10 protein-coding genes are annotated in these 13,977 nt (G+C 66.8%); 7 read left to right on the plus strand and 3 right to left on the minus strand.

The features are described 5' to 3' along the window. Positions 1-64 precede the first annotated feature (64 nt). The 3 genes from ITJ49_RS11130 to ITJ49_RS11140 are packed head-to-tail and all read left to right on the plus strand — an operon-like array spanning position 65 to position 5,105. On the plus strand, positions 65-1,972 hold the full coding sequence (locus tag ITJ49_RS11130) for a fibronectin type III domain-containing protein (protein ID WP_194605190.1): 1,908 nt from the start codon (positions 65-67) through the stop codon (positions 1,970-1,972). Positions 1,973-2,000: 28 nt separating this feature from the next. Further along, complete coding sequence (locus tag ITJ49_RS11135) at positions 2,001-2,705, plus strand: lytic polysaccharide monooxygenase (RefSeq protein WP_194605194.1); 705 nt, start codon at positions 2,001-2,003, stop codon at positions 2,703-2,705. Positions 2,706-2,714: 9 nt separating this feature from the next. Next, complete coding sequence (locus ITJ49_RS11140; protein ID WP_194605197.1) at positions 2,715-5,105, plus strand: M60 family metallopeptidase; 2,391 nt, start codon at positions 2,715-2,717, stop codon at positions 5,103-5,105. Positions 5,106-5,158: 53 nt separating this feature from the next. Here the strand turns inward: ITJ49_RS11140 and ITJ49_RS11145 are convergent, their stop codons facing one another. Continuing rightward, positions 5,159-7,228, minus strand: a complete 2,070-nt coding sequence (locus ITJ49_RS11145) for a M3 family metallopeptidase (protein WP_194605200.1) — start codon at positions 7,226-7,228, stop codon at positions 5,159-5,161. 99 nt (positions 7,229-7,327) lie between these two features. On the opposite strand from ITJ49_RS11145, the gene ITJ49_RS11150 reads away from it, so the two are divergent. Genes ITJ49_RS11150 through ITJ49_RS11160 form a run of 3 tightly spaced genes read left to right on the plus strand, consistent with a single transcriptional unit; the run spans position 7,328 to position 9,152 of the window. Further along, positions 7,328-8,056, plus strand: coding sequence for a helix-turn-helix transcriptional regulator (locus ITJ49_RS11150; protein WP_194605202.1), 729 nt, complete (start codon positions 7,328-7,330; stop codon positions 8,054-8,056). A gap of 1 nt (position 8,057) precedes the next feature. Beyond that, positions 8,058-8,297 carry a hypothetical protein gene (locus ITJ49_RS11155; RefSeq protein ID WP_194605205.1) on the plus strand — a complete coding sequence of 80 codons (240 nt, stop codon included), beginning with the start codon at positions 8,058-8,060 and terminating at the stop codon, positions 8,295-8,297. 39 nt (positions 8,298-8,336) lie between these two features. Beyond that, positions 8,337-9,152, plus strand: a complete 816-nt coding sequence (locus tag ITJ49_RS11160; RefSeq protein WP_194605208.1) for a methyltransferase domain-containing protein — start codon at positions 8,337-8,339, stop codon at positions 9,150-9,152. Positions 9,153-9,167: 15 nt separating this feature from the next. Here ITJ49_RS11160 and ITJ49_RS11165 read toward each other — a convergent pair whose 3' ends face one another. Both ITJ49_RS11165 and valS read right to left on the minus strand, forming a co-directional pair. Further along, entirely contained in the window at positions 9,168-9,419 is a 252-nt protein-coding gene (locus tag ITJ49_RS11165) for a hypothetical protein (protein ID WP_194605211.1), read from the minus strand. Next, positions 9,419-12,088 (minus strand): valine--tRNA ligase, encoded by a 2,670-nt coding sequence (valS, locus tag ITJ49_RS11170; protein ID WP_194605214.1) that lies wholly within the window; start codon positions 12,086-12,088, stop codon positions 9,419-9,421. Before valS ends, ITJ49_RS11165 begins: the two co-directional genes overlap by 1 nt. A 218-nt stretch (positions 12,089-12,306) precedes the next feature. On the opposite strand from valS, the gene proP reads away from it, so the two are divergent. After that, positions 12,307-13,893 (plus strand): glycine betaine/L-proline transporter ProP, encoded by a 1,587-nt coding sequence (gene proP / locus ITJ49_RS11175; protein WP_194605217.1) that lies wholly within the window; start codon positions 12,307-12,309, stop codon positions 13,891-13,893. Positions 13,894-13,977: the final 84 nt, after the last annotated feature.

The following is a 13,977-nucleotide window of genomic DNA, read 5'->3' on the forward strand; positions in this document are numbered from 1 at the left end:
GACTCTCAGTCCGCAATCGGACCACTGCCTCGCTTGTCATCACCCCATCTCGAAAGGATCCGTCGTGATCGCTCGTACCTCCCTCCTCCGCCGCAGCGTCATCGCCGGGGCCGTGGCCCTCGCCATCGGTGTCCCCGCCGTCTGCGCCGGCTCAGCCGCACTCGCCGATGCGCCGGTCTCGGGCTCTATGAAGATGTATTCGGCAGGCACCTGGTATGCCTCGGGTGAGTTCGTCGTCACGAACTCCTCCTCGCAAGCGCAGGATTGGTCGCTCTCGTTCCGGGTCCCGGCGGGCGAGTTCCAGAACAACGCCTCCTGGAATACCGTCGCGACGATCGACGGTGACATCGTCACGCTGACCCCCAAGGCGAAGCTCGAAGCCGGGAAGACGGCGAACGTCGGCTTCGGCATCCAGGGGCAGGGGACGGACGAGCTCGAGGTGGTGGGCTGTGACCTCGACGGACACGGAGTCGAAGGCTGCTCGGTGGGCGGCGGCGAGCACGGCGACACGCAGCCTCCGTCGTTCACCGAGGATCTCCGAGCGGAGGCGACCGGCCCGAACACGGTCGACCTCGCCTGGGCGGCGGCCGATGACAACGTCGGCGTGACCGAATACCGGATCTACGACGGCACCAGCCAGAAGCCCATCGCGACGGTCGACGGATCGACCCACCGGAAGACAATCGACGGGCTCAAGGCAGACACGCGCTACGCGTTTCAGGTCTACGCCTACGACAAGGCCGGCAACCACAGTGGCTCCACGGTCACCGAGGTCATCACGCCGGCTACGCCGGGTGAGGAGATCGACTCCGAGGCTCCCTCGTATGTCGAGCGGATCGACGCCGAGGCCGTCTCCCCGACCGAGGTCAGGCTCGACTGGTCAGAGGCCAGCGACAACGTCAAGGTGCACGAATACCGCATCTACGACGGACGCAGGTTCGTCACGACAGTGGTCGGAGCCATCACCTCCGTGACTCTCGACCGTCTCACCCCGGACACCGGGTACGCATTCCAGATCTACGCCTATGACCGGGCCGGCAACCACGGCGGCTCGACCGTGGCGTACGTGGCTACGCCCACTGCTCGCGACACCATCGCGCCCACCGTCCCGACGAACCTCACGGTCGACACGGTCGACAGCGACAGCGTGCACGTCATGTGGGCGCACTCCGCCGACAACGTCAAGGTCGCCGGCTACAAGATCTTCCAAGATGGCAGGCAGGTCGAAGACCTCGCGAATGGCATGCGGATGACGGACATCGACGGGCTGGACGCCGATACCGAATATGCGTTCCAGGTTCTCGCCTATGACGAGGCGGGCAACGAATCGGAGAAGTCGGCGATCGTCCGCGGCACGACCGCCGAAGAAGCCATCACCGACAGCGAGCGCCCCTCGAACATCTCGTGCGTCGAGGCCACTGCCACCAGCGCCACCACGGTCGATGTCGACTGGACCGCGGCGACCGACAACGTCGGCGTCACGAAGTACGTCGTCCACGTGGGCAAGGACGCCGTGGCCACCGTGGACGGTTCCGTCACGACCGCGACTCTCACCGGTCTGAAGCCTGGAACCGTGCACGTCGTGAGCGTCCACGCGTACGACGCTGCGGGCAACCACGGAGTATCGGTCATGACGCCGGTCAAGACCCCCGACGAAGCCCCGGGGACGGGGACCCCCGCCCCCGAGGACTTCGCGGCCAAGGCCTCCTCCTACAACGACGGCGGCCGCACGATGCACCGCATCGAGATGACCTGGACGCCCGACGAGGCGACCAAGCGCTACGAGATTTCTCTCGACGGCAAGCACGTTCAGACGCTGCTCGTCGGCGCCGACAGGACGGCCGCGCAGAAGCGCTTCGTCCTCCTCGGGGAGCACCCTGACAGTCGGCACACCGTGCAGATCCGGGCGCAGCTCGCCGACGGGTCGTGGACGGAGCGCACCCCGGCGAAGACCGTCGAGTTCACGAAGTAAGACCGAGAGACCACGAAGGAATCACCTCATGAGCACCATCATCGCAACCAAGAAGAAAACCCTGGGCGCCATCGCCCTCGGCCTCACCGCCCTCAGCCTCTCCGCCCTCGCGGGGCCGGCCTACGCCCACGGTTCCAGCCAGACGCCGATGAGTCGCCAGCTAGGCTGCTTTCTCGACGGCGCCGGCGAGGGCAACGCGAAGAATTTCGAGACCTGCAACGACGCCCACAAGGTCTCGGGCGGCAACCAGTTCTACAACTGGCAGGGTGTCGTCAACGGAGACACCCGTCGAGGTCAGGCCGATCCGCAGTGGCGCACCGCGTTCCCCGACGGCCAGTTGTGCTCGGGAGGCAACAAGGATTACGCCGGTCTCGACCTCCCCGGGACGGACTGGCCCACCACGGCGCTGAAGAGCGGCTCCGAGACGGAACTCAGCTTTCACAACACGGTCAAGCACAACCCCTACACGTTCTCGTACTTCATCACGAAGGACGGCTACGACCCCTCCGAGCCCCTCACCTGGGACTCTCTCGAGGAGACGCCCTTCCTCGTGGCCGACAGTATGGATTCGCTCGGCACATCCATCGATCAGGGCACCAGGCTGCCGACGGTTCTGCCCGAGAAGGAGGGCCACCACGTCATCTACACGATCTGGCAGGGCAACATCAAGGCCGACGGTGCTGTCCAGTCGAATGAAGCCTTCGTGGGCTGTTCCGACGTCGAGTTCGAGTAGGCCGACACCATGATTACGAAGAAACTCATCTGCGGCGTGCTGACCACGGCGGCACTCGCCGGAGCCGCGGTAGTCAACATCCCCGCGGTCGCCACCGCCACGCCCGCTCTCGAGAGCGGCCGTTCCCTGGCCGTCTCCGACGGCTCCTCCCTGATCCGGGCTGAAGCCCAGGGAGACGCCGCTCGCGTCGTCGCTCAGGAGAACCGCTGGTTCCGCCACTCCGACCTCCAGCCGACCGGGCGCTTCGTGAAGAAGGGCCAGAAGCTCACCGTCACCGTGCCGGCCGGTGCGAGAGGGATCGAGCTCGCGACAGGCCTCTACGGCATGCACCGCGAGCAGAACGGGGGCAAGGACGTCGGGCTGGTGAGCACGACGCTCAACTCCGGCGTGAACGTCGTCACCGCATCACTCGACGGCATGGTGTTCGTGAAGAACCGTCAGGGCTCATCCGACGCCGTGGTGGAAGTGGCCGGGGGGCAGCCGGTCCCGACCTGGGTCGAGGACGAGACGACACGCGCCGAGTTCGATCGTGAACTGGCGACGTGGTCGACTGCACCGTACGTGGAGGTCGTCAGCGACCGGATCCTCGTGGACTTCCAGGCGAGCGTGGGGCGACCCGGGCTCAGCGGGGCCTCGAAAGATGTCGCCGGCCTCATCGATACCTGGGACTCGGCCGTCGACGCCACGAACCGGATGTACGGTCTCCGCGACGGGACCGCCGGCGTCGCGGGCAAGAGCGCGCAGCGCATCTACGTGTCGAATCCTGATACGGGGGCTGGCTACGCCAGCGCGACCAACGACCGCATCACGTTCCAGAACAGCACGAACGCGGGCAAGGAGCTCATTGAATACGGCCTGGCCAAGAAGGCCCACTGGGGGTTCTGGCACGAGATCGGGCACACCTATCAGCCGCAGGACATCCGATGGGGCGGCATGACGGAGGTGACGGTGAACATCTCGGCTCTTGCCGTGCAGGAGTCGATGGGGTACGCCAACCGACTCGACGACGCGTCGACCCGAGCAAAGGTCGCCGAATTCCGCAAGACGCCGGTCGGTCAGCGTAACCACGCGTCCATCTCGGACCTCTTCGTCAAGGTGCTGATGTTCGACCAGCTACGGCGTAGCTTCGGTGACGACTTCTACCCTCGCCTGGCGCAGGAATGGCGTGTCGAGAAAGCTCTGGGAATGTCGCCGGCGACCGGCGACGCGGCGTTGCAGCAGCATTTCGCCCGGACGGCATCGAAGATCGCCGACCGCAACCTGGCGCCGTTCTTCGACCAGTGGGGCATCGCCCTCACGGCCGAGACCCGAGCCGAGCTCGCGACCCTTCCGGCTCTCCGCCATGAGATCTGGAACAACCACAACCGGGCCACCGACGTCATCGAGCGAGAGGTCGGCGACTACGTCCTGCCCGTCGGGTCGGTGACTTCCTCTGCGACGAAGTCGGTCACGATCGGACAGGAGTCGGTCGACCCGGAGGCGGTCCACGTCGATGGTCTCGAGAACACCGACGGGTCGGCTGGCGCAGAGCTCGCTTCGGCGTCGATCACGGCTCTTCGCGACGGGAAGGGCTCGGGCACGCTGAACGCCGTGCTCACCAACGCCCAGGGTGTTCGGAATGTCCTCCTCGACTCTGTCGACGTGACCCCCGGGAATCTCCTGCGTTTCAACGGAATCGATCGAAGCAGCTCCGTGTCGACCGTCGCGGACGTCGCTCTCGACGCGAGCTCGGGAACCCTCCGGGCTCTGTCGCGAGGGGTCAAGGCCCACGACGTCTTCGGCAGTGAGGAATACCTCGGCCTCGACGTGCTCGCTCCGAACGGACGAGTCGTCATCGGGGCTGCGGTGAAGGGCGTCGAGACGGCGGATGCGTTTGCGAGAACTCTGGACCACTACGACTATCAGAACGGCCAGTACCTGGTGGTCCGGCACAAGGAGGCCACCAGTCGCCTCCTGCGGTTCACCGACGACGTCCAGCAGGGACGAGTCGCCGACAAGATCCAGTACTTCCGCATCACCGACGATCGACTCGTGCGGATCGCCGCATCGGAGGTCCCGAAGTGCACGGGATCCTGCTCGCCGACTGTGTCGGTCGAGGGGGAGGCGGTCGAGGGGACGTCGGTCACCGTTCGCGGTACCGACTTCATCGCCGGAGAGAAGGTCGCTCTCACCTCGCAGCCCGCGGGGCTGGCGGGCACCGCCATCGTCGGTGCCGGCGGCAGGGTCGAGATCCAGGTTCCTCTCGTGGGCTCCGTGAAGCCGGGACGCTTCGAGATCGCCGTCACGGGCCCCTCGTCGAAGGTTCGGGCCACGACGACGCTGACGGTGACGGAGAAGGAAGAGGAAGTGCCTCCGCCCGGTGGCTCCTGCGGCGTCATCCCGGACGACAGCGGCCAGTGAACCAAGAGACCCCCGCTCGAGTGGGAGCGGGGGTCTCGGCGTGCTGAAGTGCGCTAGTCCAGACGGCGGCGCACGAGGAGGGGCTCGACGGCGGCGTCTCGTCCGCGGAAGTCACGGTAGGCCGCCAGGGGATCCTTCGATCCGCCCACGCCCAGGAGGCGCGACCGGAAGCGATCGCCGTTCGCCCGGGTCAGCCCGCCGTTCTCGGCGAACCACTCCACGGTGTCGGCGTCGAGCACCTCGCTCCAGATGTACGAGTAGTAGCCCGCGTCGTAGCCACCCGAGAAGGTGTGCGCGAAGTAGGTGCTCGAGTACCGGGTGGGCACGGCCGGGTTGTCGAGGCCGACGGCTGCCAGGGCAGACGCCTCGAAGGCCGCCACGTCGTCGACGCTCGTGAGGCCCGCGGCTTCGTCGACGGTCAGCGCATGCCAGGCCTGGTCGAGGAGCGTCGCCGCGAGGTACTCGCTCGTCTCGAAGCCCTGATTGAAGCCCTCGGAGGCGGTGAGCCGATCGACGAGCTCGGCGGGCATGGGCTCACCCGTCTCGAAGTGGAACGCGTAGTGCCCGAGCACCTCCGGCCAGAGCAGCCACATCTCGTTGACCTGGCTCGGGAACTCGACGAAGTCGCGGAAGACGTTGGTGCCCGAGAAGTACGGGTAGGTCACCCGAGCGACGAGCCCGTGCAGGGCGTGCCCGAATTCGTGGAACATCGTCGTCACCTCGTCGAGCGTCAGCAGCGTTGGCGACCCGGCCGGCGGCTTCGAGACGTTGAGGTTGTTGACGACGACCGGCAGGTGACCGAGCAGCGCCGACTCCGACACGAGCGGGTTCATCCAGGCCCCGCCGCGCTTCGAGTCGCGCGTGTAGAGGTCGAGCACGAAGAGACCGACGGGGGAGCCGTCGTCGTCAGATACCTCGAAGACCCGGGCCTCCGGGTGATAGGCCACCAGGTCGGGGCGCTCTTCGAAGCGCAGACCGTACAGCTGCGTCGCGGCGTAGAACACGCCGTCGCGCAGCACCCGGTCGGCCTCGAAGTACGGTCGCATGGCCGAAGCGTCGAAGTCGTACTTCTCGGAGCGCACCTTCTCGGTGTAATAGGCCCAGTCGTGAGCGGCGATCTCGCCGCCTTCCGGGAACGCAGGATCCAACGCCGCCACCCGCGCGAGATCGTCCTGCTCGGCCCGGGCGTTTCGCGCCGCCGGGGGTGCGAGCCGCCCCAGCAGGTCACGGACGGCCTCGGGCGAGCCGGCGGTCTGGCCCGCCGTGACGTAGGCGGCATGCGACGGGAACCCGAGGAGCGCGGCCCGCTCTGCACGAAGCCGGACGATGTCGAGGAGCACCTGCCGGTTGTCGTGCTGGCCGCCGCGGCTGCCCCGTGATCGAGAGGCGGTCATGATGCGCTCGCGGAGGTCGCGATTCGTGAGTGAGGCGAGCAGGGGATGGCCGGTGAACAGGGTCAGCGCGATGAGGTAGCCGCCCTCGAGGCCTCTCTCGGTGGCCGCCGCGGCGAGCGAGGCGATCGTGTCGCTCGACAGCCCGTCGAGCTCAGCGACGTCGTCGACGGTGATCGCCAGCTCGTTGGTGTCGGCGAGGAGGTTCTTCTCGAAGCGCGTGGTCAGCGTCGAGAGCTCGGAGTTGAGGTCGCGAAGGCGCTGCTTGTCGTCGTCGCCGAGGCCGGCCCCGGCACGGCTGAAGTCGGAGTGGAGGCGCTCGACCAGGTAGACCTCCTCCGGGGTCAAGTGGGCGGTGGCACTGGTACCCAGATCGTCGTACACCGCCCGGATGCGCGCGAATAGTCGCGGGTCGAGGCGGATCGCGTCGGAGTGGGCGGCGAGCTGGGGAGCGAGCTCCAGTTCGAGGGCGCTCGTCAGGTCGTTCGAATCGCTCGACGACTTGTTGAAGAAGACGTGCTCCACGCGGGAGAGGAGCTGGCCGCTGCGCTGAAGCGGGATGACCGTGTTGTCGAAGGTGGCCGGCCGCGGATCCTCGGCTATGGCCTCGATCTCGGTCAGCTGCTCGGCGAGACCCCGCTCGAACGCGGGGGCGTAGTCGGCGTCGGAGATCCGGTCGAAAGGCGGCAGTGCGTAGGGAAGCGTGCTCGGTTCAAAGAACGGGTTCGTCATGGTCCGAGCCTAGGCCCGTTGCCTGCAAAAAATGCTTTGCAAAGCACTTATTGCAAAGTTTTAATTGCAAAGACATCTTTGTATCGCTAATCTCGGGACATGGCCGAGAACGAAAAGACACCGCAGAGACGCGACCTCGACATCAGTGCCCTTAAGGCGCTCGCACACCCGCTGCGAATCGAGATCTACCAGATGCTCGGACGCCTCGGGTCGGCCACTGCGAGCGGTCTCGCGGGGCGGCTGGGGGAGTCGAGCGGGGCGACGAGTTATCACTTGCGTCAGCTCGCTCGCCACGAGCTCGTCCGCGAGATCGACGACAAGGGGTCGGGTCGTGAGCGCTGGTGGCAGGTCAACCCCGGCGGCATCTCGCTCTCGACGCGATCGTACGAAGACGAGGCGGGGCGTGCCTCGGCGCGGATGGTGTCGCGCCAATGGGACCGCACGCGTGCGGCCCTCTTGGACGAGCTCTCCGACCAGCAGGACGCCCTTCCCCAGGAGTGGTACGACGCGATCTCCATGAACACCGCCAACGTGTCCGCCACAGCGGAGCAGCTCACCGAGATTGGGCGCGCCTGGGAGGTTTTCGAGGAGAGATGGATTACGCCGCTCCGGACGCAAGGTGCCGTCGAGGGTGCCGTCCGAGCGCAAGTGCATTTCAACGCGTTCCCGTTGGCGGAGTCCTTCCGGGCCGGGCGGGGGCCGGCCGTCGGCACGCCCGCAAGTGAGACTCGCGCTAACAGGAACTCCGACGACAGCACCGCGAACGACACAACCACCGAAAGCACCACCGACAACAGCACCATTATTCAAAGCATCGAAGGGGCCTGACATGTCCGCAGCCACTGTCCACCGCACCGCGGCATCGCCGCTGTTGGTCGACCGCGTCGTCCTCGGCGTCGGCCTGGCCCTTGTCTCCTGGTCCCGTCGCCGTACCGCGAGGCGCGCGCGACTCGACGTGCGTCCCGCAGGCGAGCCCCTGACGGCCGCCGAGCGAGCTGACCGCCTGCCCGATCCCTACTCCTCGCGTAGAGCTTCTCTCGACACCCTGCCGCCGCGCCGCAACTTCTAGACCTTTTCCCTCGGCCCGGGGCACCGCTAGGGTCGCAGAGTGAGAGACGACGCAGCCGACGCGAAATACACGCACGGCCACCACGAGAGCGTGCTCCGGAGTCACAGCTGGCGAACGGTCGAGAACTCGGCCGCCTACCTGCTTCCGCATCTCGCTCCGGGGCTGTCGCTGCTCGACGTCGGCGCGGGGCCCGGCACCATCACCGTCGACTTTGCGGAGCGGCTCGCGCCCGGTCGCGTCATCGGCATCGACTCTGCGCCCAGCATCGTCGAGCAGGCGTCGGAGCTGGCTGCGTCGAAGGGGATAGACACGGTCGCGTTCGAGACCGCCGACCTCTACGCGCTGCCCTACGCCGACGACACCTTCGACATCGTGCACGCGCACCAGGTGCTGCAGCACGTGGCCGACCCGGTCGCGGCACTCGTCGAGATGCGCCGCGTCGCCAAGCCCGGTGGCATCGTCGCAGCCCGCGACGTCGACTACCGCGGAACGATCTGGGCCCCGGAGAACCCCGGTCTCGACCACTGGATGACCGTGTATCAGCTCGTGCACCGCGGCAACGGCGGCGAGCCGGACGCCGGTCGGCATCTGAAGAGCTGGGCTCTCGAGGCGGGGCTGACCGACATCGTCTCGTCGGCGTCGATCTGGTGCTTCTCGTCAGACGAGGAGCGCACGTGGTGGGGCGACAGCTGGTCGGTGCGCGCGCTCGAATCGGCGTTCTACGCCGACGCCATCGAGAAGCGGGCCGCCACCGACCTCGACCTGCACGCGATCTCGCAGGCGTGGTTGGCGTGGCGCGATGCCCCCGACGGCTTCTTCGCGATGCCGCACGGCGAGCTGATCGCGCGCGCCTAGCCCCGGCACGGGCGGCTATTCCTCTTCGCCGTCGACCGGCTCGTGGATGGACGCCGTGTCGGCCACCGCGTCGTAGCGGATGACGGTGCCGTCATCGAGCTCGACGACCGGCTTGCGTTCGAGCCAGGTCAGAGTCCAGCGCCAGGTCGCGGCATCGACGCCCTGCTGGGCGAGCTCGCGCTCGACCTGGGTGATCGCTGCGACGACGGCGGCTGGAAGCCGGTCGGGGGTCTGGCCCCCGACCGACCAGCGCGTTCCGAGTTGCATCAGGCGCCCGTGACCGGGGCGGCGGGGGCTGCCGGCTGCTCGGCGAGCACGATGTCGCTGACGGCCAGAGCATCGCCCGCCTCGAACGTGAGCGACTCGATGCGGCCCACCGCTGACAGGTCGGCGGCAGCCGTGCGGAGCAGCTCGAGCGAATCGGCCGGTGCCACCACCACAGCCGACGTGACGGGAGTCTTCTGCGACGCCTTGGCATCGGTCTTGGCGCGGCGGATGGAGATGAGCGCCTCGCCCACGAGTTCGAGCAGACCGGTGGGAGCCACGATCTCGCCGACCTCCGCGAGCTCGGCGACCGTGGGCCACGGAGCAGTGTGGATCGAAGAGCCGTGGGTCCACGACCAGACCTCTTCGGTGGCGAAGGGGAGGTAAGGGGCGAGGAGCCGCAGCAGGCCGTCGACCGTGGTGCGGAGCGCGAGCACCGCGGAAGCCTGGCCGCCTGCCGAGGCGGCGCCGTCGGATCCTGCGCCTTCGTTAGAGGCAGAGCCGTAGGCGCGCTCCTTGACGAGTTCGAGGTAGTCGTCGCAGAAGGTCCAGAAGAACTTCTCGGTGCCTTCGAGCGCCTTGGCGTGGTCGTAGTTCTCGAGGGCATCGGTCGCGGCCTCGATCACGCGGGCGAAGTTCGCCATGAGGTCGAGGTCGAGGGGCTCCGTGACGCTCGCGCCTTCGACGGGCTCGGGGAACGAGTAGACGAACTTGGCGGCGTTCAGCACCTTGATCGCCAGACGTCGGCCGACCTTGATCTGCTTGGGGTTCTGCGGGTCGAAGGCCGCGTCGGTGCCGAGGCGCGACGAGGCGGCCCAGTAGCGGACCGCGTCGGAACCGTGGTCGTCGAGCATCGCGGCCGGGGTGACGACGTTGCCCTTCGACTTCGACATCTTCTTGCGGTCGGGGTCGACGATGAAGCCCGAGATCGAGGCGTTCTTCCAGGGCACGGTGTCGCCCTCGAGCTGCGCTCGGAGCATCGTCGAGAACAGCCAGGTGCGGATGATGTCTTGCCCCTGCGGGCGGAGGGAGTACGGGAAGACGAGGTCGAAGAGCTCGGGGTCGGTCTCCCACTTGCCCGCGAGCTGCGGGGTGAGCGACGAGGTGGCCCAGGTGTCCATCACGTCGACCTCGCCCTGGAAGCCGCCGGGGACGCCACGCTGCGACTCGTCGTAGCCGGGTGCGGCGTCGGACGACGGGTCGACGGGCAGCTGCGCCTCGGTCGGCACGATGGGCTGATCGAAGACGGGGTTGCCGTCGGAGTCGAGCGGATACCAGACCGGGATCGGCACGCCGAAGAAGCGCTGACGCGAGATCAGCCAGTCGCCCGAGAGGCCCTTCACCCAGTTCTCGTAGCGGACGCGCATGAAGTCGGGGTGGAACGAGACCTCTTCGCCGCGCTTCAGCAGCGTCGACCGGAGTTCTTCGTCGCGGGCGCCGTTGACGATATACCACTGGCGGGTCGAGACGATCTCGAGGGGCTTGTCGCCCTTCTCGAAGAACTTGACGGGGTGGGTGATCTTCTCGATCTCACCGGTCAGCTCGCCCGACTCCTGAAGGAGCGACACGATGGCGGCCTTGGCGCTGAAGACGGTCTTGCCGGCGAGTTCGCCATAAGCGGCGAGACCCGCCTCGCTCGTGATCGCCGACGGCGCCTCGCTGATGAACCGGCCGTCGAAGCCGAGCACGGAGCGGTTCGGCAGATCGAGTTCACGCCACCAGATGACGTCGGTCGTGTCGCCGAACGTGCAGATCATCGCGATGCCGGAGCCCTTGTCTTTCTGAGCCAGGTGGTGCGCGAGCACGGGCACCTCGACGTCGAAGAGGGGAGTGCGGACGGTCGTGCCGAAGAGGGCCTGGTAGCGCTCGTCGTCGGGATGCGCGACGAGGGCGACACAGGCGGGGAGCAGCTCGGGCCGGGTGGTCTTGATCTTGATGTCAATGCCGTCCGGGGCGTGGAACGAGAGCGTGTGGTACGCGCCGGGCATGTCTTTGTCTTCGAGCTCGGCCTGGGCGACGGCGGTGCGGAACGTGACGTCCCACAGCGTGGGAGCCTGCGCCTGGTATGCCTCGCCCCGTTCGACGTTGCGGAGGAACGCCTTCTGGGCGATGGCCTGCGACTCGCCGGCGATGGTGCGGTACGACTGGGTCCAGTCGACCGAAAGACCGAGCTTGCGCCAGACGTCTTCGAACTGCTTCTCGTCTTCGACGGTCAGGCGCTCGCACAGCTCGATGAAGTTGCGGCGAGAGATCGGAACCTGGTCGGCGGCCTTGGACGACTTGTTGTCGCCGCCCTCGAACGGCGGCGTGAAGTCGGCGTCATAGGGGAGCGACGGGTCGCAGCGGACGCCGTAGAAATTTTGCACGCGGCGCTCGGTCGGCAGCCCGTTATCGTCCCAGCCCATGGGATAGAAAACGCTCTTGCCGCGCATGCGCTCGAAGCGCGCCTTGACGTCGGTGTGCGTGTAGCTGAACACGTGACCGATGTGCAGCGACCCCGACGCGGTCGGCGGAGGAGTGTCGATCGAGAAGACGTTCTCTTTGGTCGCAGAGCTGCGATCGAATTTGTACGTTCCGTCGGACTCCCACGCGGGGCCCCAGACGTTCTCGAGGCCTTCGAGGGCGGGCCTGTCTGGAATTCGAGAAAAACTGGCAGGCATGGGACGAGTCATGGACGTACTCCTTCGATATGGGCGGCACCGTGTCGGTGGGGAGGTGCCTTGCGTGTTCTGCAGGCGAGTTTACGGGATCGGAACGCAAGGATCCGAGGCGGTCGCGGCAGCCCCGGATCCTTGCGTCCTCAAGCACTGAAATGTGATTCTTTTCTAGCTAAATTTTGCCCTCTGGTAGGCTTTCGGGGTTTTTGCATCGACAACTGGAGTGAATGTGTATGAGTGATCAGTCAGCCCGTCCTGCAACACCCACCAAGAAACACCGCCCGAACCGGCAAGGACGCCGCAGACTGACCAGCGACGACGTGACCGTCGTCGAAGAATCGCAGCTCAAGCGAGCCGTCGCGGCCGCAGCGCTCGGCAACGGCATGGAGTGGTTCGACTTCGGCGTGTTCGCCTACCTCACCACCACCCTCGCCAAGGTCTTCTACCCCTCGCTCAGCCCGACGCTCAGCGTGATCCTCACTTTCGCGACCTTCACCGCGGCGTTCATCGTGCGCCCCATCGGCGGCGCCGTCTTCGGTCCGCTCGGTGACCGCATCGGACGCCAGAAGGTCCTTGCCGTCACGATGATCATGATGGCGGCCGGAACCTTCGCCATCGGGTTCCTGCCCGACTTCAACACGATCGGCGTGTGGGCGCCTCTCCTACTCCTGCTGGCGCGCCTCGTGCAGGGTTTCTCGACCGGTGGCGAGTACGGCGGAGCGGCCACGTTCATCGCCGAGTACTCGCCCGACAAGCGTCGCGGCTTCATGGGATCGTGGCTCGAGTTCGGCACGCTCGGCGGCTACGTGCTTGGTGCGTCGCTCGTCACCGTGCTGCAGTTCGCGATGCCCGAAGACACGCTGCTCTCGTGGGGCTGGCGGATCCCGTTCCTCATCGCCGGGCCGCTCGGGCTAGTCGGTCTGTACCTTCGACTCAAGCTCGAAGAGACTCCGGCGTTCCAGAAGCAGCAGGCGGACGCCGCCGATCGCGAGCACGTCAAAGTGCCGTTCGTGCGCCTTTTCGCCGAGAACTGGCGCGCGCTGATCGTCTGCATCGGCCTGGTGCTGGTATTCAACGTCACCGACTACATGCTGCTGTCGTACATGCCGACCTACCTCACGTCGACCCTCGGTCGAGACGCGACGAACGGGCTGATCCTCGTGATCGTCGTCATGGTGCTGATGATGGCCGTCATCTCGATGGGTGGCCGGCTTTCCGACCGCTTCGGTCGTCGCCCCGTGCTGTTCGCCGGCTGCATCGGGTTTCTCGTGCTCTCCTGGCCCGCGCTCAAGCTCGTGCAGAGCGAGTCGACGCCCCTCGTGTTCGTGGGCTTGCTGATCCTCGGTCTCGTGCTCGTCACGTTCACGTCGACGATGCCCTCGACGCTGCCGGCGCTGTTCCCGACAATCATTCGCTACGGCGCCCTTGCTATCGCGTTCAACGTGTCGGTGTCGCTGTTCGGTGGCACGACGCCCCTCGTCACGGAGTCGCTCGTCGCCTGGGCCACCTCGAACGGCTACAGCTGGGCCAATGACATCCCGGCGTTCTATCTGATGATCGCCGCGGTGATCGGCCTGGTCGCCGTCTGGTTCACCAAGGAATCGGCAAACGTGCCCCTGCTCGGATCCGGCCCGTCGGTCGCGACCGAGGAGGAGGCGGAAGAGCTCATCGCCGCCTACGCCGACGAGTCGAGCGAGGTGTCGAAGTCGGAGTGGGCCGTGGAGTTCGCCATGTCGGGGCCGATCGACATCGTGCGACCGCCGGCCGAATCCAACGCCGAGGCCGAGTCCGAGCCCCAGGCCTCGTCGCCCCGCAGCTAGTCGCGGCACCGCTTTTCGGAGAGCACACCGTCGTTGGGCGGTGTGCTCTCCGTTTTGTGGTGTCTTGCGCTGTGCGCCCGGCGG

It is taken from the genome of Frondihabitans sp. VKM Ac-2883, from assembly GCF_015350875.1.
Lineage (GTDB): Bacteria > Actinomycetota > Actinomycetes > Actinomycetales > Microbacteriaceae > Frondihabitans.

Excerpts from the sequence above, each read along its gene's own strand:
- ITJ49_RS11135 (WP_194605194.1), top strand. The coding sequence starts at position 2,001 with ATGAGCACCATCATCGCAACCAAGAAGAAAACCCTGGGCGCCATCGCC.
- ITJ49_RS11140 (WP_194605197.1), top strand. The coding sequence starts at position 2,715 with ATGATTACGAAGAAACTCATCTGCGGCGTGCTGACCACGGCGGCACTC.
- ITJ49_RS11145 (WP_194605200.1), bottom strand. The coding sequence starts at position 7,228 with ATGACGAACCCGTTCTTTGAACCGAGCACGCTTCCCTACGCACTGCCG.
- ITJ49_RS11150 (WP_194605202.1), top strand. The coding sequence starts at position 7,328 with ATGGCCGAGAACGAAAAGACACCGCAGAGACGCGACCTCGACATCAGT.
- ITJ49_RS11155 (WP_194605205.1), top strand. The coding sequence starts at position 8,058 with ATGTCCGCAGCCACTGTCCACCGCACCGCGGCATCGCCGCTGTTGGTC.
- ITJ49_RS11165 (WP_194605211.1), bottom strand. The coding sequence starts at position 9,419 with ATGCAACTCGGAACGCGCTGGTCGGTCGGGGGCCAGACCCCCGACCGG.
- valS (WP_194605214.1), bottom strand. The coding sequence starts at position 12,088 with ATGACTCGTCCCATGCCTGCCAGTTTTTCTCGAATTCCAGACAGGCCC.
- proP (WP_194605217.1), top strand. The coding sequence starts at position 12,307 with ATGAGTGATCAGTCAGCCCGTCCTGCAACACCCACCAAGAAACACCGC.